Origin of the sequence: Enterobacter sp. CP102 (assembly GCF_025152625.1) — a bacterium.
Classification (GTDB): domain Bacteria; phylum Pseudomonadota; class Gammaproteobacteria; order Enterobacterales; family Enterobacteriaceae; genus Enterobacter; species Enterobacter soli.
The window spans coordinates 1,014,740-1,033,259 of sequence record NZ_CP104014.1 but is presented as its reverse complement, the minus strand read 5'-3'; the positions used below and the strand labels follow the sequence as shown (position 1 = coordinate 1,033,259).

Below are 18,520 nucleotides of genomic sequence, written 5' to 3'. Positions count from 1 at the left end.
TATATATCTCGATGAGCCTTTGATGAGTTTTGATATTGCCAAATACCCGACACTGGCGTTAGTTGACTCCACCCAGGAGTTGCGCCTGTTGCCGAAAGAGAGCCTGCCGAAATTGTGCGACGAACTGCGTCGCTACCTGCTCGACAGCGTTAGCCGCTCCAGCGGCCATTTCGCCTCCGGGCTTGGCACGGTTGAACTGACCGTGGCGCTTCATTACGTCTATAACACGCCGTTTGATCAGTTAATCTGGGACGTGGGTCACCAGGCATATCCGCACAAAATTCTGACCGGCCGTCGCGATAAGATTGGCACTATTCGCCAGAAAGGCGGTCTGCATCCGTTCCCGTGGCGCGGTGAGAGCGAATTCGACGTATTAAGCGTCGGCCACTCTTCTACCTCCATTTCTGCGGGTATCGGTATTGCTGTCGCAGCCGAAAAAGAGAACAAGCAGCGCCGCACCGTCTGCGTGATTGGCGACGGGGCGATCACCGCCGGTATGGCATTTGAAGCCATGAACCATGCGGGTGATATCAAGCCGGACATGCTGGTTATCCTTAACGACAACGAGATGTCAATCTCGGAGAACGTTGGCGCGCTGAATAACCACCTGGCGCATTTGCTCTCCGGCAAGCTGTACTCCACGCTTCGCGAAGGTGGCAAAAAAGTCTTCTCTGGCGTTCCGCCAATCAAAGAGCTGCTCAAGCGTACCGAAGAACATATCAAAGGTATGGTTGTGCCTGGCACGCTGTTTGAAGAGCTGGGCTTTAACTATATCGGCCCGGTCGACGGCCACGACGTTCTGGGGCTGGTGTCCACGCTCAAGAACATGCGCGACCTGAAAGGTCCGCAGTTCCTGCATATCATGACCAAAAAAGGGCGTGGTTACGAACCAGCGGAAAAAGACCCGATTACCTTCCACGCGGTGCCGAAATTTGACCCAACCAGCGGCTGCCTGCCAAAAAGCAGCGGCGGGATGCCGAGCTATTCAAAAATCTTCGGCGACTGGCTGTGCGAAACGGCGGCCAAAGATAACAAGCTGATGGCCATCACCCCGGCCATGCGCGAAGGCTCTGGCATGGTGGAGTTTTCGAAAAAATACCCTGACCAGTATTTCGATGTCGCCATTGCGGAACAACACGCGGTGACGTTCGCGGCAGGGCTGGCGATCGGCGGCTACCAACCGGTTGTCGCGATTTACTCCACCTTCCTGCAACGCGCCTATGACCAGGTGATCCATGACGTCGCCATCCAGAAACTGCCGGTGCTGTTCGCTATCGACCGTGCGGGGATCGTGGGTGCTGACGGGCAGACGCATCAGGGGGCATTTGACCTCTCCTTCCTGCGCTGCATCCCGGACATGGTCATCATGACCCCAAGCGATGAAAACGAATGTCGCCAGATGCTGTTTACCGGCTACCACTACCAGGATGGTCCAAGTGCCGTTCGCTACCCGCGCGGCAACGCCGTAGGCGTAGAACTGCAACCGCTGGAAAAACTGACGATTGGCAAAGGTCTGGTGAAACGTCGCGGTGAAAAAGTGGCGATTCTGAACTTCGGTACGCTGATGCCGGAAGCTGCTAAGGTTGCCGAAACGCTGAATGCCACCCTGGTGGATATGCGCTTTGTGAAGCCGCTTGATGAATCCCTGATCCTGAGCATGGCTGAAGGCCATGACGTGCTGGTGACGCTCGAAGAGAACGCAATCATGGGCGGGGCTGGCAGCGGCGTGAACGAGGTGCTGATGGCACACCGTAAAGCCGTGCCCGTTCTGAATCTGGGTCTGCCGGATCACTTTATCCCGCAGGGGACGCAAGACGAAGCCCGTGCAGCCATCGGCCTTGATGCCGCAGGTATTGAAGCCAAAATCCGCGCCTGGCTGGCCTAAGCCCTCCCCTTTCCGCTCCTGCTATGCTTAAAGGTAACGCTTTACGCAATCAGCAGGAGTGGAACCATGCAATACAATACATTAGGAAAAACAGACCTTAAGGTTTCCCGACTATGTCTCGGCTGCATGACATTTGGCGAGCCTGACCGGGGAAATCATGCCTGGACACTGCCGGAAGAGAGCAGCCGTCTTATCATCAAACACGCCATCGACGGCGGCATTAACTTCTTTGATACCGCCAACAGTTACTCAGACGGCAGCAGTGAAGAGATTGTCGGGCGCGCCTTGCGTGACTTTGCCCGCCGCGATGACGTGGTGGTGGCGACCAAGGTCTTCCACAAGACAGGCGATTTACCGGAAGGGCTATCACGCGGGCAGATCCTGCGCTCCATTGACGACAGCCTCAGACGCCTGAATATGGATTATGTTGATCTGCTGCAAATCCACCGCTGGGATTACAACACGCCTGTCGAAGAGACGCTGGAAGCGCTTAATGATGTGGTCAAAGCCGGTAAAGCACGTTACATCGGTGCCTCTTCCATGCACGCAGCCCAGTTTGCTACCGCATTAAACCTCCAGGCACAGCACGGCTGGGCGCGCTTTGTCACCATGCAGGATCACTACAATCTGATTTATCGCGAAGAAGAGCGCGAGATGCTGCCGCTCTGTTATCAGGAGGGTATAGCGGTTATTCCGTGGAGCCCGCTGGCTCGCGGGCGTTTAACCCGCCCGTGGGGCGAAACCACCGCCCGTTCGGTGTCGGATGCATTTGGTAAAACGTTGTATGACGCTACAGAAGCCAGTGATGCCCTGATTGCCGAACGTCTGGCGGGAATAGCCGACGATAGCGGGGCGACACGGGCGCAGGTCGCGCTGGCGTGGTTGCTCAGCAAGCGTGGGGTTGCAGCACCGATTATCGGTACATCGCGGGAAGAGCAGCTGGATGAGTTGCTCAGTGCCGTAGATTTAACCCTGACGCCGGAGCAGATTGCCGAGCTGGAAACACCGTATGAGCCGCATCCGGTGGTGGGGTTTAAGTAAATACTTGCCGGGTGGCGGCTTCGCCTTACCCGGCAGTACAGAGCGCACAAACTTACGCGAAGTGATCGTATCCTTTCCAGTCGAGCGTGACCGGAGCGCCTTCGCGGACAAACTGCATCCCTTCACTTTCCGGAAGGATCTGCCCGATACAGGTAAACGGCGCGCCCAGGTGACCCAGCGCCACATCCAGCGTACCACGATTCAGTTCCGGGACGGTAAAGCACAACTCATAATCTTCGCCGCCGGACAACGCCCAACGCAGGGCCTGTTCAGGTTCGACATGGCGACGGATTTGCGCTGAAAGCGGGAACAGATCCAGGTCAACGCGCGCGCCGGTACCGCTGGCCTTCAGGATATGACCCAGATCGGATATCAGCCCGTCAGAGAGATCGATAGCCGAGCTCGCGCGCTCGCGCAGGGCCTGGCCGTGAAGAATTCGCGGCGTTGGGCGCAGATGGCGTTTCACCAGATAGGCTGCGTCATCGGCATCGTCAACCGTTAAACGATCCTGGAGAATAGCCAGTCCTGCGGCGCTATCACCCGGCGTACCGGTTACGTAGATCCAGTCACCTGGTTTTGCCCCCGAGCGCTTCAGCGCGCGTCCAACAGGCACATAGCCGTGGATAGCCAGCGTCATCGACAGCGGACCCGCAGTGGTATCACCGCCAATCAGCTGCATATCGTAATAATTGAGTTGCTCAAACAGCGCATCGCTGAACGTTTCGAGCCAGGCTTCCTCAACATGCGGCAGGGTTAAAGCCAGCGTTAGCCACGCAGGATCGGCGCCCATTGCCGCCAGATCGCTCACGTTCACCGCCAGTGCTTTATAGGCCAGGTCGGCAGGATCGATATCAGGTAAGAAATGACGTCCGCACACTAAGGTGTCGGTGCTGATTGCCAGCGTCTGTTTTTCGGGAATATTGAGAAGTGCACAGTCATCGCCAATGCCGGTTTCAACATCAAGACGAGAGGTTCTGACACGGTCGAAATAACGGGCAATCAGGGAAAATTCTCCACATGCCATGCGTTATGCCTCAGCAGATAAAAGAAAAAACCGGAGCCGCACTGCCGGCAAGGCAATGCGAAACTCCGGTTTGCGGATCACTTTTTGTGGGGACGGATCGCAGGTGCGGCTTTATCCAGCACGCCGTTTACAAACTTGTGGCTGTCTTCAGCACCGAAGGTTTTCGCCAGTTCGATGGCTTCGTTGATGGCTACTTTGTACGGCACATCATCACGTTTAGACAGCTCAAACAGCGCAATACGCAACACTGCTTTTTCAACCTGACCCAGCTCGTCGAGCAGACGAGACAGGTATGGCTTCATCAGACCATCGAGATACGCGCTATTAGTCGCCACTCCCGACAGCAGTTCACGGAAGTACAGAACATCAACGTCTTTCACGTCTTGCTCTGACAGGAACTGGTATTCAACATCAGCGATGTCGTTCTGGGACAACTGCCAGGAGTAAAGTGCCTGGACGGCACATTCACGGGCGCGGCGACGAGCAGCAGGTTTCACGGAATTCCCCTTACAAAAAAATCAGGCCTTGATGGCTTTCAATACATTGATCATTTCAAGCGCGGTCAGTGCAGCTTCTGCACCTTTGTTACCGGCTTTGGTGCCAGCGCGTTCGATGGCTTGTTCAATACTTTCGGTGGTCAGCACGCCAAACGCGACAGGAATTTCAGCATCCTGCGCTACGTGTGCCAGACCATTGCTTGCACCGCCCGCAACGTATTCGAAGTGCGCAGTGCCGCCACGAATAACAGTACCCAGTGCAATCACCGCGTCGTATTTACCGGTTTTTGCCAGCGCGCCAGCTGCCAGTGGCAGTTCATAAGCACCTGGAACCCAAACAACGGTAATGTTGTCATCTTTAACCTGGCCGATACGTTTCAGGGCGTCAATCGCACCTTCCAGCAGGCTGTCGTTGATGAAGTTGTTGAAACGCGCAATGGTGATGGCGACGCGAGCGTCCGGGGTAGCTACAGCAGCTTCAATAATGTTCATACTCTTCCTTTACGGGTTCATTTGGCCCCGCAGGGGGGCGGATTTTATCATAATACTTTGCGCACTGCTTCCCTATTTCAGGGGCAATTACGCTGTCGTTAAATGGAGGCAGACATCCGGGCCAACCGGACGAATCTCGCTGAATTTGAGTTGTGGGGCATCGGCCAGTTTTTCAAGGCCTGGCAGCACAAACAACCCGCGCGCAGCATTTCCTAACAGTTTAGGTGCAACATAGACAATCAGTTCATCCACAAGCCCAGCCTGGAGCAGCGCACCGGCAAGCGTTGGGCCCGCTTCCACCCAGATGCTGTTCACCTGTTGTTTGCCAAGCAACATCATCAGCACCACTAAATCGAGATGCCCGTTGTGCTCCGGCACCATAATGCTACGCACGCCTTCCGGCCAGTGACGAGCGTCTGCTTTGGTCCGGGCAAACCAGGTTTCGCCTGGCTGCTGGACGATACGGTGCTCAGGCGTCACGCGATTCTGGCTATCAATCACAATACGCAGCGGCTGGCGCAGATTTTCCTGCGGATACAGCGCCTGAGTATCGGCATTCAGTTCATCCCAGCGTACGGTCATCGCCGGGTCGTCGGCCAGAACGGTTTCACTGCTGGTGAGGATAGCATGGCTTTGCGCGCGCAGACGTTGCACATCGCGCCTTGCTTGCGGCGAGGTGATCCACTGGCTTTCACCGTTTGCCATCGCCGTACGACCGTCCAGCGAGGCGCCCAGCTTCAGCTGAATATACGGGAACCCCGTACGCATACGCTTAAGGAAACCCTTATTAATGGCTTCGGCATCGTGCATCATCAGGCCATGGCTGACGTCGATACCCTCTTGTTGCAGCCGGTAAAGACCGCGTCCGGCCACCTGCGGGTTGGGATCCTGCATCGCCGCGACGACTCGCGAGACACCCGCGGCAATCAGCGCTTCGCAGCACGGAGGGGTACGTCCGTGATGGCTGCAAGGCTCAAGAGTTACATACGCTGTCGCGCCACGCGCCTTTTCACCGGCCATACGCAGGGCATGAACTTCAGCATGAGGCTCACCGGCACGATAATGGAAACCCTCACCGACAATCTCGCCATCTTTAACGATGACACAGCCGACATTCGGGTTGGGATGGGTGGTAAAACGCCCGCGCTGCGCCAGTTTCAGCGCTCGCGCCATGTAAATCTCATCCTGCATGAGCTTAATCCTGTAGGCGGGCGATCTCTTCGCCGAACTCTTTGATATCTTCGAAACTGCGGTACACAGAGGCGAAGCGGATATACGCGACTTTATCGAGTTTTTTAAGCTGCTCCATCACCAGGTTGCCGATCATTTTACTCGGCACCTCGCGCTCCCCTAAACCACGAAGACAGGATTTAATGTGATTTAACGCCGTTTCAACGTCATCTGCGCTGACTGGCCGTTTTTCCAGTGCTTTTAGCATCCCGCTGCGCAGTTTTTCTTCGTTGAATGGTTCGCGCACGTCGTTGCTTTTCACTACGCGCGGCATCACCAGTTCAGCCACTTCGAAAGTGGTGAAACGTTCGTTACACACCAGACATTGGCGACGACGGCGTACAGACGAGCCTTCGCCCACAAGACGAGAGTCGATTACTTTGGTATCCACGGCGGAGCAGAATGGGCAATGCATACGGTGTCCTGACTATCCGGTTAACTTTCCTCTATTTTACCCTGATCTGGGCTGACAACAAAGGAAGAGCTTTTTGAGACAAAGGATCTATACCTTACGGTAAGATGCTGGCTACCATTACGGTAATCCGTTATTTCAAGGAAATTAACGCAATGACAAGACGTTACATAAGAATTTTCCTGGTGGGAAGTCTCTTCACACTCAGTGCCTGTGCACAGCAAACTGAAGTTCGCGAGATGAAACAAAGCGTGAACACGCTCAATGCGGCCATGGACAAGCTGAACAAAGAAACCGTGAAAATCACCCAGCAAAATGCGCTGAATGCGAAGTCCAGCAGCGGCGTTTATCTGCTGCCGGGAGCCAACACACCTGCCCGCCTGAACAGCCAGATTGGCACGTTAAAGATGTCTCTGGTGAATGTTGCAGCGAATGCCGATGGTACTCGCGCAACATTACGCATTCAGGGTGAATCCGACGATCCGCTTCCCGCGTTCAGCGGCACCGTAGAGTGGGGCCAGATTCAGGGCACCACGGAAAGCTACCAGGAAGTGAACGTGAAGAACCAACTTTTTACGGCCCCCGCCAGCACACTGGCGCCGAGCGATGTTGATATTCCACTCCAGCTGAGTGGTCTTACCCCAGACCAGTTAGGTTTTATCCGCATTCACGATATCCAGCCCGCCGCGCAATAACCCTCCTTTTTAGCGGAGTGCAATGTCACTCCGCTAACATTTACATTTCGTATGGATTGGCAACATAAATGTTTGCCGTTACAATCCCGGCCGTTTAAAGTACGCAAACGTGAACGCAATCGATTACGCATGTGAGAGATATGTGAAACAACACATATTTTTGTGAGCAAGGATTCCTATAATAGGCTCCGCAGAAACACGAAATATTTTGAAACGCAAATCGCGCATTTTTCACTCCCGGAAGGGAATTTCAATCAGTGGCATGATTATGAAAAAAACATTACTCGCAGCCGGTGCAGTGCTGGCACTTTCCTCCTCTTTCACTGTTAACGCAGCGGAAAACGACAAACCACAATATCTCTCCGACTGGTGGCACCAGAGCGTTAACGTGGTCGGCAGCTACCACACCCGTTTCGGACCACAGATCCGCAACGATACCTACCTGGAATACGAAGCATTTGCCAAGAAAGACTGGTTTGATTTCTACGGCTATATGGATGCACCGGTCTTCTTCGGTGGTAACACCGATGCAAAAGGTATCTGGAACCACGGTTCTCCGCTGTTCATGGAGATCGAACCGCGTTTCTCCATCGATAAGCTGACCGGCACCAGCCTGGCGTTTGGTCCATTCAAAGAATGGTACTTCGCAAACAACTACATCTACGACATGGGTCGCAACAAGTCCGGTCGTCAGAGCACCTGGTATATGGGTCTGGGTACCGACATCGACACTGGCCTGCCGATGAGCCTGTCCATGAACGTCTACGCGAAATACCAGTGGCAGAACTACGGTGCCGCGAACGAGAACGAATGGGATGGTTACCGTTTCAAAGTGAAATACTTTGTGCCAATCACCCAGCTGTGGGGCGGCAACCTGAGCTACATCGGCTTCACCAACTTTGACTGGGGTTCAGACCTGGGCGACAACGACTTCCGTGACCTGAACGGTAAGAAAGCGCGTACCAACAACTCCATCGCTTCCAGCCACATCCTGGCGCTGAACTACGATCACTGGCACTACTCTGTTGTTGCGCGTTACTGGCACAACGGTGGTCAGTGGAACGATGACGCCAGCCTGAACTTCGGCGACGGTGACTTCAGCGTTCGTTCTACCGGTTGGGGTGGTTACCTGGTGGTAGGTTACAACTTCTAATCACTGCGGATTTCGCCCGGTGGCGCTGCGCTTACCGGGCCTACGATCCGAATGTAGGCCGGGTAAGGCGTAGCCGCCACCCGGCTTTTTACTGCCTCACCTTACGCAAAAAATCAGCCAAAGACCTGTCCGCGCTCTCGCTAAACCGCCGTTCTGTCTGCACAATGTTAAGACACCTGTCGAGCCGGAAGCAGCGATAGTCATCACGCCGTTCACACCAGGCCGCCAACAGCCAGCGCTCACCCCAGAAGAACAGCCCCAGCGGCTGAACCTCACGCTTTGAGAGCTGCCCGGCTTCATCACGATAATGCAGTGCCAGAACGCGCTGGGCAGATATCGCCTGATGAATCACATCGAAGTGATTGCGGGAGTGGTTTTGCAGGGCAATATCCGGCGCGTAGATACGTGTCTGCTCTGCCTTACGACGACTCTCTTCCGGCAGGATCGCCAGCACCTTTTCCTGGGCCGATTCCAGCTCGCGCGACAGTGATTTCCCGCCCCAGGTTTTCAGCAGACGGATGGCCACCATCAGCGCTTCAGACTCTTTGTTTGTCAGCATCAGCGGCGGTAAATCAAAACCGGACATCAGGCGATAACCACACCCCGCCTCACCTTCCACCGGCACACCAGAAAGGGAAAGGTCGCGGATATCGCGATAAACGGTTCTCTCAGAAACCCCGAGCCGCTCTGCCAGATGCGCTGCCGTCGTCAGACGCCTGCCCCGCAGGATCTGCACAATCTGAAATAAACGGTCAGCGCGTCGGGTCATGTTATTTTAGCTCTCAGACGGGTTGATGGAGGCCGACGCGGTTACCTTCGCTGTCGGTAAACAGGGCAATAGTGCCAATATCATTTGGTAATTCCAGCGGACCGAACACGCACTCACCGCCTGCAGAAGCAATGCGGTCTAGCGTAGCCGCCAGATTGTCAGTATGCAGATAAATAATAGCGCCCTGCTGTGAGGGTGTAATGCCATCAAATTTAGCCAGCGCGCCACCGGTCGCCGGGTCGTCATGCGGGAAAACAGCCAGCTCCGCGCAGTCCATTTTTTCACGACGCAGCGCGACCTGCATGACCGGCTCGTAGAATTTGATGGCGCGATCCATATCCGCGACGGGAATTTCAAACCAGTTAATGACACTTTTCATACTTCCTCCAGCCTGTTGTTTGGGTTCAGAAGGAGTGTATGACAGCCCTCCTGACAGCATACTGTCAGGAGGGTTTGTCAGCAGCAGGTAAAAAAAATCCCGGCCATCAGACCGGGATTTTTATCACGCATAAGACCATGTCTTACGGCAGAATTGACGGCTGATCCGCCCCTTCTTTTTCGACTTTCTGCTGGAGCAGGTGCTCGCGCTTCATGCCAAGTTTCAGTGCCAGAGCGGATGCAACGTAAATAGACGAAGCAGTACCGATAGTCACACCGATAAGCATGGTCAGCGAGAAGCCTTCCAGCACCGGACCACCGAAGAGATACAGCATCAGGATAACCATCAAGGTTGTACCGGATGTGATCAAGGTACGGTGCAGCGTCTGGGTCAACGACACGTTAAAGATTTCGTACGGCGTACCGCGACGGATCTTACGGAAGTTTTCACGAATACGGTCAGATACCACGATACTGTCGTTCAGTGAGTAACCGATAACGGACATCAGGGATGCCACGATAGTCAGGTCAATTTCAATGTGGAACAGAGACAGTACGCCCATGGTGATCACCACGTCGTGCGCCAGAGCGATAACCACACCTGCCGCCAGGCGCCACTCGAAGCGGAAACCAACGTAGACCAGGATGGAAGTCAGCGCCACCATCAGCGCCATCGCACCGGTTTGTGCCAGGTCAGCACCCACACTCGGGCCGACGAACTCAATACGCTTAACCGTTGCGCTCTGGCTGGTCGTTTCGTTAATCACGCTAACGACCTTGCTGCCCAGCTCCTGGCTGCCGTTGGCATCGTGTACCGGCGGCATACGCACCATGATATCGCGGCTGCTGCCGAAGTTTTGCAGCAGCGGCTCTTCAAAGCCCGCTTTCTGCAGCGATTCGCGCATCTGGTCCATATCAATCGGTTTTTCCAGGGAAATTTCAATTACCGTACCGCCGGTAAAATCGAGACCCCAGTTAAAGCCTTTCACACCCATAATGACGATGGACAGAATCAGCAGAAAACCTGAAATGCCGAAGGCCCAGTAGTCCCAGCGCATAAAGTCCCAGACTTTACGGCCGTGGTTTAATTGTTCAACAGTATATTCCTGTGCCACAACGCACTCCTCAGATAGACAGCTTTTTGACGCGCTTGCCGCCGTACAGCAGGTTCACGATGGCACGGGTGCCGACAATAGCGGTAAACATCGACGTTGCAACACCGATACCGGTAGTAATCGCAAAGCCTTTGATCGCGCCAGTACCCACTGCATACAGGATAAGAACCTTAATCAGTGTTGTTACGTTCGCATCGAAGATGGAGCTGAAAGCGCCTTTATAGCCTTCTTCAATCGCCTGCTGCACAGAACGACCGTTGCTCAGTTCTTCTTTGATACGTTCGTTTATCAGTACGTTGGCGTCGACCGCTACCGCAAGGGTCAGAACGATACCTGCAATACCCGGCATGGTCAGCGTCGCCCCCGGCAGCAGGGACATGATGCCGATGATCAGCACCAGGTTAGCCAGCAGCGCGGACGTCGCAATCAGACCAAACTTCTTGTAGAAGAAGATCATGAACAGGATTGAAACAACCAGACCCGCCAGACACGCTTCCAGACCCTGTTTGATGTTCTGCATACCCAGGGTTGGGCCAATGGTACGTTCTTCAACAATCTGGATTGGCGCAATCAGCGCACCGGCACGCAGCAGCAGAGAGAGCTGACGCGCTTCGTTCGGGTTGCTGATACCGGTGATACGGAAGCTATTACCCAGACGAGACTGGATATTGGCGATGTTAATCACCTCTTCCTCTTTCACCAGCACTGCACGGCCGTTGGCATCTTTCTTACCGCTGTCTTTGTACTCCACGAACAGGGTCGCCATCGGTTTGCCGATGTTGTCCTTGGTGAAGTTAGACATGATGTTACCACCCGCGCTATCCAGCGAGATGTTAACCTGCGGCTGGTTGTATTCATCCTGGCTTGAAGTGGAGTCGGTGATATGGTCACCGGTCAGGATCACGCGTTTGTACAGCACAACCGGCTGACCTTCACGGGTCTGTTTCACTTCGGAGTCGCCCGGAATACGGCCCGCGGCAGCAGCAGACTGATCGACGTTAGAGTTAACCAGACGGAACTCAAGCGTTGCAGTCGCACCCAGAATCTCTTTCGCACGCGCAGTGTCCTGGATACCTGGCAGTTCAACCACAATACGGTCAGCACCCTGACGCTGTACCAGTGGTTCAGCCACACCCAGTTGGTTTACACGGTTACGCAGAATGTTAATGTTCTGCTGAACCGCGTATTCACGCGCTTCGCTCAGACGTGCATCCGTCATCACTGCACGCAGCTGGTTGCTGCCCTGAGAGGTGATAACCAGATCACGGTGACGTTGAGACAGGTAAGTTACAGCCTGGTCGCGTGCCGCGCTGTCGCGGAACGTGATGCTCATGCCGTAGTTATCTTCTTTACGCACAGTGGTGTACGCGATGCCTTTGTCACGCAGATCGCTGCGCAGGCTGTCGATATTCTGTTCCTGCAATTTGCCCAGTGCGGTGTCCATATCCACTTCCATCAGGAAGTGAACACCACCACGCAGGTCAAGACCGAGTTTCATTGGCTCTGCGTTTAACGCAGCCAGCCAACGCGGTGTTGCAGGAGCAAGGTTCAGCGCCACGACATACTTATCACCCAGCACGCCCATCAGCGCTTCACGAGCGCGGAGCTGCGTGTCGGTGGTGTCGAAGCGAGCAAGAATAGCGCCCTCTTCCAGTGCCACAGACTTAGCGGTAATTTTTTCTTCTTGTAACGTTTTCTGGACCTGGATCAGCGTTTGCTCACTGGCGGCGACACCGCGCGCGCCAGTGATTTGAACGGCCGGATCCTCACCATACAGGTTGGGAAGCGCGTACAGCAGGCCGACGAGAATCACGACGACCAGCATGATGTACTTCCACAAAGGATAACGGTTTAACACGGCAGTTCCCTTTGGGAAAAGTTGGGATTACAGCGCCTTCATGGTGCCTTTCGGCAGAACGGCAGCTACGAAGTCACGTTTGATAACCACTTCAGTGGTGTCGTTCAGTGCGATAGCAATGTAGCCGCTTTCCGCTACTTTGGTTACGCGACCCACCAGGCCACCATTGGTCAGTACTTCATCGCCTTTCGCAATGGAGTTCATCAGGTTTTTGTGCTCTTTGGTGCGCTTCTGCTGTGGACGCAGGATCATGAAATAGAAGATCAGACCGAACACAACCAGCATCAGAATCAGAGACATCGGGCTGCCCTGCGCTGGAGCACCTGTTGCTGCTACCGCATCAGAAATAAAAAAGCTCATTCAAATTCCCTCATTATTAAAATTAATCAACGTTCAAAGGTGGAACATCCCGACCCTGACGTTGGTAGAAATCGGTCACGAAGCTCTCTAATTTACCCTCTTCGATAGCCTTACGTAAACCAGCCATTAAGCGCTGATAATAACGAAGATTATGAATGGTATTGAGACGCGCGCCCAAAATCTCGTTGCAACGATCGAGATGATGCAAATACGCGCGGGAATAATTGCGACAGGTATAGCAATCGCACTCAGAATCGAGCGGGCTGGTGTCACTCTTATGCTTCGCGTTACGGATTTTCACCACGCCATCGGTAACAAACAGATGACCGTTACGCGCGTTACGGGTTGGCATGACGCAGTCGAACATATCAATGCCGCGGCGCACACCTTCAACCAGATCTTCTGGTTTACCCACACCCATCAGGTAACGTGGTTTATCTGCCGGGATTTGCGGGCAGACATGTTCAAGAATGCGATGCATGTCTTCCTTTGGCTCACCCACAGCCAAACCGCCGACAGCGTAGCCATCAAAACCTATCTCTACCAGACCTTTAACAGAGATATCGCGTAAATCTTCGTAAACACTGCCCTGGATAATGCCGAACAGCGCATTTTTGTTCTCAAGAGAGTCAAAACGGTCGCGGCTACGCTGCGCCCAACGCAGAGACATCTCCATAGAACGTTTCGCGTAATCCCAGTCCGCCGGGTACGGCGTACATTCGTCGAAGATCATCACGATATCGGAACCGAGATCGTACTGAATCTCCATCGATTTTTCAGGATCGAGGAAAATCGGATCGCCGTTGATCGGGTTACGGAAGTGAACGCCTTTCTCGGTGATCTTGCGGATATCGCCCAGGCTGAAGACCTGGAAACCGCCGGAATCGGTGAGGATTGGCCCTTTCCACTGCATGAAGTCATGCAGGTCTCCATGCAGCTTCATGATCTCCTGACCAGGACGCAGCCACAGGTGGAAGGTATTGCCGAGGATAATCTGTGCGCCAGTGGCTTCAACTTCTTCCGGCGTCATCCCTTTTACGGTGCCGTAGGTGCCCACAGGCATAAACGCGGGGGTTTCCACCACGCCGCGATCAAACACCAGGCGACCGCGACGCGCGCGGCCATCGGTGGTATCGAGTTCAAATTTCATTTTTATTCCTCTGTGCCAGAAAAACAGTCCAACACATTATTCTGGTGCCGCGGACTTATTCCCCGACACGCTCATTCAAAGCCAGCGGATTGTACGTGATAAACATCGCGTCCCCGTAGCTAAAAAAGCGATATTTTTGTTCTACCGCAGACTTGTAGGCGTTCATCGTATGCTGATAACCGGCAAACGCGGAAACCAGCATAATCAGCGTCGATTCAGGCAGATGGAAGTTGGTCACCAGCGCATCAATGACTTTGTACTGATAGCCCGGGTAGATAAAGATCTGCGTATCGCCAAAGAACGGCTCGATAAGATCGGTTTTGGCGGCCTGCGCGGCGCTCTCAAGCGAACGCACGGAAGTTGTGCCCACAGCAATCACGCGGCTACCGCGGCCTTTCGCCGCCAGCACCGCATCCACAACCTCTTGCGGTACTTCGGCGTATTCAGAGTGCATGATGTGGTCTTCAATGCTGTCCACGCGCACCGGCTGGAAGGTGCCTGCACCGACGTGCAGCGTCACGAACGCCATCTCTACGCCCTTCGCGCGCAGTTTCTCCAGCAGCGGCTCATCAAAGTGCAGGCCAGCGGTTGGTGCAGCTACCGCACCCGGCTTCTGGCTGTAAACGGTCTGATACAGCTCGCGGTCGGCCTCTTCGTCCGGACGCTCTATGTACGGCGGCAGCGGCATGTGGCCGATGGCGTTCAGGATATCGAGCACCGTGCGCTCGTCGTCAAACGCCACTTCAAACAGCGCATCGTGGCGCGCGGTCATGGTCGCTTTGATGCTCTCGTCATCGCCCAGCAGCAGCTCCGCGCCCGGCTTCGGCGCCTTAGACGCGCGAATATGTGCCAGAATACGTTTATCATCGAGCATACGTTCGACCAGCACTTCAATCTTGCCGCCGCTGGCTTTACGGCCAAACAGACGTGCCGGGATCACGCGGGTATTGTTAAAAACCAGCAGATCGCCAGGGTTGAGCTTGTCGAGCAAATCGGTGAAAGTACCGTGCGTCAGCTCGCCCGTTGGCCCATCCAGTGACAGTAAGCGACAGCTGCTTCGCTCAGGCATGGGATAGTGAGCAATCAGGGATTCAGGTAGTTCAAAGGAGAAATCGGCGACGCGCATGACGTATACTCGTGACTTAAAAACAGGCGGCATAGTCTAGTGCTCACACCCTTTTGCTGCAACAACTAGCCGCCCCCGGACAAATAAAACGCATGAATTTTCTCGCTCACCTGCATCTCGCACACCTCGCTGACAGCTCCCTTTCCGGCAATTTGCTGGCTGATTTTGTACGCGGCAACCCCGCAGAAGAGTATTCCCCAGAGGTTGTCGACGGAATTTTTATGCACCGCCGCATCGACGTGCTGACCGATAACCTGCCGGAAGTGACGGAAGCCAAAGCGTGGTTTCGCCCTGAGACGCGCCGCGTTGCGCCGATCACGCTTGATGTGATGTGGGACCACTTTCTGTCGCGCCACTGGGAACAGCTGTCGCCGGAAATGCCGCTGCCCGAATTTGTGCGCTATGCCCATCAGCAGGTGTCGATTATTTTACCGGACTCACCGCCGCGATTTGTGAATCTGAATAACTACCTGTGGTCGGAACGCTGGCTGGAGCGCTACGGCGAGATGGATTTCATCCAGAATGTACTGAACGGGATGGCGAGCCGCCGCCCGCGTCTGGATGCGCTGCGCGACTCCTGGTATGACCTGGATGAACATTACGACGCGCTGGAAACGCGTTTCTGGCAGTTTTACCCGCGCATGATGGCGCAGGCGAAAAACAAACAGCTGTAACAGAATTCACATTGATAGGTAAAAGCTGGCGGAACGATTGTCACCACCTCTTTGTCTTATTCCCGAACACTCTCTATACTGGCCCGCGTTGCGTTCCAAATAACCTTAGTATCTACAGGAGAATCATATGGTTCTGGTAACTCGTCCGGCTCCGGATTTTACAGCTGCAGCAGTTCTGGGCAACGGTGAAATCGTTGAAAACTTCAACTTCAAACAGCACACCAACGGTAAAGCGACCGTTCTGTTCTTCTGGCCAATGGACTTCACTTTCGTTTGCCCGTCTGAGCTGATCGCGTTCGACAAACGTTACGAAGAATTCCAGAAGCGTGGCGTAGAAGTTGTTGGCGTCTCCTTCGACTCTGAATTTGTACACAACGCATGGCGTAACACCCCTGTCGACAACGGCGGCATCGGTGCGGTGAAATACGCAATGGTTGCGGACATCAAACGCGAAATCCAGCAGGCTTACGGTATCGAACACCCGGACGCTGGCGTTGCACTGCGTGGCTCCTTCCTGATCGACGCGAACGGCATCGTTCGTCACCAGGTTGTGAACGATCTGCCACTGGGTCGTAACATCGACGAAATGCTGCGTATGGTTGACGCGCTGCAATTCCACGAAGAGCACGGTGAAGTGTGCCCGGCTCAGTGGGAAAAAGGGAAAGAAGGTATGGCTGCATCTCCAGAAGGTGTTGCTAAGTACCTGACCGAGAACGTATCCAGCCTGTAATTGGCACGGTTTACGAAAAAGGCCCGCTTATGCGGGCCTTTTTTTATTCAGAACGCGAAGCAGGAACAGCCCAGCACGCCCCAAAACGCCTGATCGTCCGACACCGGAATATCCGACTGGCGGGCAATGCCGTGCGCGTGCCCATGCACACCGCAGCTCCCGATACACTGGTGCATCTGCACCACTGCACCCACCTTGCTGGCCGCAGGCGGAGCTGAGCGGTAATGTCCTGGCACCTTAACCACAGGCGACCATTCCGGCACGACCGGAATTGGCGGAGGTGACAGCGGGCTAAAGTGCCCGGCGGCGTACACCACCTTGCCATCCACCACCGTCAGCACCGACTCGATGCCTTTAATCTCTTCTTCCGATACGCTGAAGTAGTCTTTCGAGAGCACCACCAGATCGGCAAGCTGACCTTCCACCAGACGGCCTTTCTTACCCTGCTCGCTGGAGAACCACGCGCTGCCCGCGGTCCACAGCTCCAGCGCGACATCGCGCGGCAGGCGATTGCTGTCGTCATACATCGCCAGCCCGCCTACGGTACGCCCGGATACCAGCCAGTACAGCGCCGTCCACGGGTTGTAGCTCGCCACGCGGGTCGCGTCCGTCCCTAATCCTACCGGTACGTCCAGCTCCAGCATCTTCGCCACCGGCGGCGTATGTTTCACCGCCTCTTTACCGTAACGATCAACAAAGTATTCCCCCTGGAAGGCCATACGGTGCTGTACCGCAATCCCGCCGCCCAGTGCTTTCACGCGTTCGATATTACGCTCGGTAATGGTTTCAGCGTGGTCGAAGAACCAGTGCAGCCCGTTGAACGGGATATCGCGGTTCACCTTCTCAAACACATCCAGCATCCGGCTGATGGATTCGTCATAGGTAGCGTGCAGACGGAACGGCCAGCGGTTTTCCACCAGGTGACGCACCACGCGCTCCAGTTCGTCTTCCATCCCCTGCGGCAGATCCGGGCGCGGCTGGAGGAAGTCTTCAAAATCCGCCGCCGAGAAGACCAGCATCTCGCCTGCGCCGTTAGCACGGTAGAAATCCGTCCCCTGCCCTGGCTTGAGCATATCGGTCCAGCGCTCGAAGTCTTCCAGCTCTTGTTTTGGACGCTGGGTAAAGAGGTTATAAGCAATACGCACCGTCATCTGCTCTTTGGCGTGCAGTTGCTCGATTATCTCGTAATCTTCCGGGTAGTTCTGGAAACCGCCGCCAGCGTCGATAGCGCTGGTCAGCCCTAGGCGGTTCAGCTCGCGCATAAACTGGCGCGTAGAGTTCACCTGCAGTTCAAGCGGCAGCTTTGGCCCTTTTGCCAGGGTTGCGTAGAGGATCATCGCATTCGGTTTGGCGATCAGCAGCCCGGTCGGGTTACCGTTGTTATCACGCACGATTTCGCCGCCCGGCGGGTTTGGCGTCTCTTTGGTATAACCAACAGCTTTGAGCGCGGCGCGGTTGAGCAGCGCGCGATCGTAGAGATGCAGCACAAACACCGGGGTATCCGGAGCGGCCTCGTTAAGCTCTTCAATGGTGGGCATCCGGCGCTCGGCAAACTGGAATTCACTCCAGCCGCCCACCACACGCACCCACTGGGGCGATGGCGTACGGTCGGCCTGATCTTTCAGCATCCGTAGCGCGTCTGCCAGCGAAGGGACACCTTCCCAGCGTAATTCGAGGTTGTAGTTCAGCCCGCCGCGAATCAGGTGCAGGTGGGAGTCATTAAGACCGGGGATCACCGTACTCCCCTGCAAATCAACAACTTGCGTACCCTGCGTTGCGTAACTCATGATGCGATCGTGATTTCCGGTCGCGAGGATCTTCCCGTTAGCGATCGCCACCGCTTCCGTCAGCGGGTTTTCGCGATCGAGGGTGTGGATCTTACCTTTGGTTAAGATCAGTGTGGCAGTTTGAGACATAACGTACTCCTTTGA

At 54.9% G+C, this 18,520-nt stretch carries 19 protein-coding genes; 6 read left to right on the top strand and 13 right to left on the bottom strand.

Features of this window, described 5'->3' with window-relative positions; translation table 11 throughout:
* The first annotated feature begins 22 nt into the window (after positions 1–22).
* Both dxs and N1249_RS04810 read left to right on the top strand, forming a co-directional pair.
* Positions 23–1,885: a 1-deoxy-D-xylulose-5-phosphate synthase gene (gene dxs, locus N1249_RS04815; protein ID WP_259834977.1), complete on the top strand. Its 1,863-nt coding sequence runs from the start codon at positions 23–25 to the stop codon at positions 1,883–1,885.
* Between the two features lie 66 nt (positions 1,886–1,951).
* Positions 1,952–2,926 (top strand): aldo/keto reductase, encoded by a 975-nt coding sequence (locus N1249_RS04810; RefSeq protein WP_259834976.1) that lies wholly within the window; start codon positions 1,952–1,954, stop codon positions 2,924–2,926.
* A 52-nt stretch (positions 2,927–2,978) separates the two neighbouring features.
* On the opposite strand, the gene thiL is transcribed toward N1249_RS04810, so the two are convergent.
* The 5 genes from thiL to nrdR all read right to left on the bottom strand — a co-directional run bounded on the left by thiL (position 2,979) and on the right by nrdR (position 6,584).
* Positions 2,979–3,950: a thiamine-phosphate kinase gene (gene thiL, locus N1249_RS04805; RefSeq protein ID WP_259834975.1), complete on the bottom strand. Its 972-nt coding sequence runs from the start codon at positions 3,948–3,950 to the stop codon at positions 2,979–2,981.
* A gap of 77 nt (positions 3,951–4,027) precedes the next feature.
* Positions 4,028–4,447 (bottom strand): transcription antitermination factor NusB, encoded by a 420-nt coding sequence (gene nusB, locus N1249_RS04800; protein ID WP_014069107.1) that lies wholly within the window; start codon positions 4,445–4,447, stop codon positions 4,028–4,030.
* 21 nt (positions 4,448–4,468) lie between these two features.
* Entirely contained in the window at positions 4,469–4,939 is a 471-nt protein-coding gene (ribE, locus tag N1249_RS04795; protein WP_006176874.1) for a 6,7-dimethyl-8-ribityllumazine synthase, read from the bottom strand.
* A gap of 87 nt (positions 4,940–5,026) precedes the next feature.
* Positions 5,027–6,130: a bifunctional diaminohydroxyphosphoribosylaminopyrimidine deaminase/5-amino-6-(5-phosphoribosylamino)uracil reductase RibD gene (gene ribD / locus N1249_RS04790; RefSeq protein WP_259834974.1), complete on the bottom strand. Its 1,104-nt coding sequence runs from the start codon at positions 6,128–6,130 to the stop codon at positions 5,027–5,029.
* Between the two features lie 4 nt (positions 6,131–6,134).
* Complete coding sequence (nrdR, locus tag N1249_RS04785) at positions 6,135–6,584, bottom strand: transcriptional regulator NrdR (protein WP_259834973.1); 450 nt, start codon at positions 6,582–6,584, stop codon at positions 6,135–6,137.
* 152 nt (positions 6,585–6,736) lie between these two features.
* On the opposite strand from nrdR, the gene N1249_RS04780 reads away from it, so the two are divergent.
* Together N1249_RS04780 and N1249_RS04775 are read left to right on the top strand one after the other, a co-directional pair.
* Entirely contained in the window at positions 6,737–7,276 is a 540-nt protein-coding gene (locus N1249_RS04780; protein WP_259834970.1) for a DUF3251 domain-containing protein, read from the top strand.
* Between the two features lie 268 nt (positions 7,277–7,544).
* Positions 7,545–8,429 (top strand): nucleoside-specific channel-forming protein Tsx, encoded by an 885-nt coding sequence (locus N1249_RS04775; protein ID WP_259834968.1) that lies wholly within the window; start codon positions 7,545–7,547, stop codon positions 8,427–8,429.
* 88 nt (positions 8,430–8,517) lie between these two features.
* On the opposite strand, the gene N1249_RS04770 is transcribed toward N1249_RS04775, so the two are convergent.
* The 7 genes from N1249_RS04770 to queA all read right to left on the bottom strand — a co-directional run bounded on the left by N1249_RS04770 (position 8,518) and on the right by queA (position 15,185).
* The gene (locus N1249_RS04770) at positions 8,518–9,198 is read right to left on the bottom strand and encodes a YafY family protein (protein WP_259834966.1); all 681 of its coding nucleotides are present in this window, start codon (positions 9,196–9,198) and stop codon (positions 8,518–8,520) included.
* A 13-nt stretch (positions 9,199–9,211) separates the two neighbouring features.
* The gene (locus N1249_RS04765) at positions 9,212–9,577 is read right to left on the bottom strand and encodes a VOC family protein (RefSeq protein WP_259834964.1); all 366 of its coding nucleotides are present in this window, start codon (positions 9,575–9,577) and stop codon (positions 9,212–9,214) included.
* A 142-nt stretch (positions 9,578–9,719) separates the two neighbouring features.
* Positions 9,720–10,691 (bottom strand): protein translocase subunit SecF, encoded by a 972-nt coding sequence (secF, locus tag N1249_RS04760; protein ID WP_259834962.1) that lies wholly within the window; start codon positions 10,689–10,691, stop codon positions 9,720–9,722.
* 10 nt (positions 10,692–10,701) lie between these two features.
* Positions 10,702–12,549, bottom strand: a complete 1,848-nt coding sequence (gene secD / locus N1249_RS04755) for a protein translocase subunit SecD (protein WP_259834961.1) — start codon at positions 12,547–12,549, stop codon at positions 10,702–10,704.
* Positions 12,550–12,576: 27 nt separating this feature from the next.
* Positions 12,577–12,909, bottom strand: coding sequence for a preprotein translocase subunit YajC (yajC, locus tag N1249_RS04750; protein ID WP_003021544.1), 333 nt, complete (start codon positions 12,907–12,909; stop codon positions 12,577–12,579).
* A 22-nt stretch (positions 12,910–12,931) separates the two neighbouring features.
* Positions 12,932–14,059, bottom strand: a complete 1,128-nt coding sequence (gene tgt / locus N1249_RS04745) for a tRNA guanosine(34) transglycosylase Tgt (RefSeq protein WP_014069098.1) — start codon at positions 14,057–14,059, stop codon at positions 12,932–12,934.
* Between the two features lie 55 nt (positions 14,060–14,114).
* Positions 14,115–15,185 (bottom strand): tRNA preQ1(34) S-adenosylmethionine ribosyltransferase-isomerase QueA, encoded by a 1,071-nt coding sequence (queA, locus tag N1249_RS04740; protein WP_259834958.1) that lies wholly within the window; start codon positions 15,183–15,185, stop codon positions 14,115–14,117.
* 92 nt (positions 15,186–15,277) lie between these two features.
* Between queA and acpH the strand changes: the two genes are divergently transcribed.
* Together acpH and N1249_RS04730 are read left to right on the top strand one after the other, a co-directional pair.
* On the top strand, positions 15,278–15,859 hold the full coding sequence (gene acpH, locus N1249_RS04735; protein ID WP_259834957.1) for an ACP phosphodiesterase: 582 nt from the start codon (positions 15,278–15,280) through the stop codon (positions 15,857–15,859).
* A 127-nt stretch (positions 15,860–15,986) separates the two neighbouring features.
* Positions 15,987–16,589, top strand: a complete 603-nt coding sequence (locus tag N1249_RS04730) for a peroxiredoxin C (RefSeq protein ID WP_166717226.1) — start codon at positions 15,987–15,989, stop codon at positions 16,587–16,589.
* A gap of 47 nt (positions 16,590–16,636) precedes the next feature.
* On the opposite strand, the gene N1249_RS04725 is transcribed toward N1249_RS04730, so the two are convergent.
* Positions 16,637–18,505, bottom strand: coding sequence for an amidohydrolase (locus tag N1249_RS04725; protein ID WP_259834955.1), 1,869 nt, complete (start codon positions 18,503–18,505; stop codon positions 16,637–16,639).
* Between the last annotated feature and the right edge of the window lie 15 nt (positions 18,506–18,520).

Bases quoted from the DNA above. Each gene is read 5' to 3' on its own strand.
- dxs (WP_259834977.1), top strand. From the start codon at position 23: ATGAGTTTTGATATTGCCAAATACCCGACACTGGCGTTAGTTGACTCC.
- N1249_RS04810 (WP_259834976.1), top strand. From the start codon at position 1,952: ATGCAATACAATACATTAGGAAAAACAGACCTTAAGGTTTCCCGACTA.
- thiL (WP_259834975.1), bottom strand. From the start codon at position 3,950: ATGGCATGTGGAGAATTTTCCCTGATTGCCCGTTATTTCGACCGTGTC.
- ribE (WP_006176874.1), bottom strand. From the start codon at position 4,939: ATGAACATTATTGAAGCTGCTGTAGCTACCCCGGACGCTCGCGTCGCC.
- ribD (WP_259834974.1), bottom strand. From the start codon at position 6,130: ATGCAGGATGAGATTTACATGGCGCGAGCGCTGAAACTGGCGCAGCGC.
- nrdR (WP_259834973.1), bottom strand. From the start codon at position 6,584: ATGCATTGCCCATTCTGCTCCGCCGTGGATACCAAAGTAATCGACTCT.
- N1249_RS04780 (WP_259834970.1), top strand. From the start codon at position 6,737: ATGACAAGACGTTACATAAGAATTTTCCTGGTGGGAAGTCTCTTCACA.
- N1249_RS04775 (WP_259834968.1), top strand. From the start codon at position 7,545: ATGAAAAAAACATTACTCGCAGCCGGTGCAGTGCTGGCACTTTCCTCC.
- N1249_RS04770 (WP_259834966.1), bottom strand. From the start codon at position 9,198: ATGACCCGACGCGCTGACCGTTTATTTCAGATTGTGCAGATCCTGCGG.
- N1249_RS04765 (WP_259834964.1), bottom strand. From the start codon at position 9,577: ATGAAAAGTGTCATTAACTGGTTTGAAATTCCCGTCGCGGATATGGAT.
- yajC (WP_003021544.1), bottom strand. From the start codon at position 12,909: ATGAGCTTTTTTATTTCTGATGCGGTAGCAGCAACAGGTGCTCCAGCG.
- tgt (WP_014069098.1), bottom strand. From the start codon at position 14,059: ATGAAATTTGAACTCGATACCACCGATGGCCGCGCGCGTCGCGGTCGC.
- queA (WP_259834958.1), bottom strand. From the start codon at position 15,185: ATGCGCGTCGCCGATTTCTCCTTTGAACTACCTGAATCCCTGATTGCT.
- acpH (WP_259834957.1), top strand. From the start codon at position 15,278: ATGAATTTTCTCGCTCACCTGCATCTCGCACACCTCGCTGACAGCTCC.
- N1249_RS04730 (WP_166717226.1), top strand. From the start codon at position 15,987: ATGGTTCTGGTAACTCGTCCGGCTCCGGATTTTACAGCTGCAGCAGTT.
- N1249_RS04725 (WP_259834955.1), bottom strand. From the start codon at position 18,505: ATGTCTCAAACTGCCACACTGATCTTAACCAAAGGTAAGATCCACACC.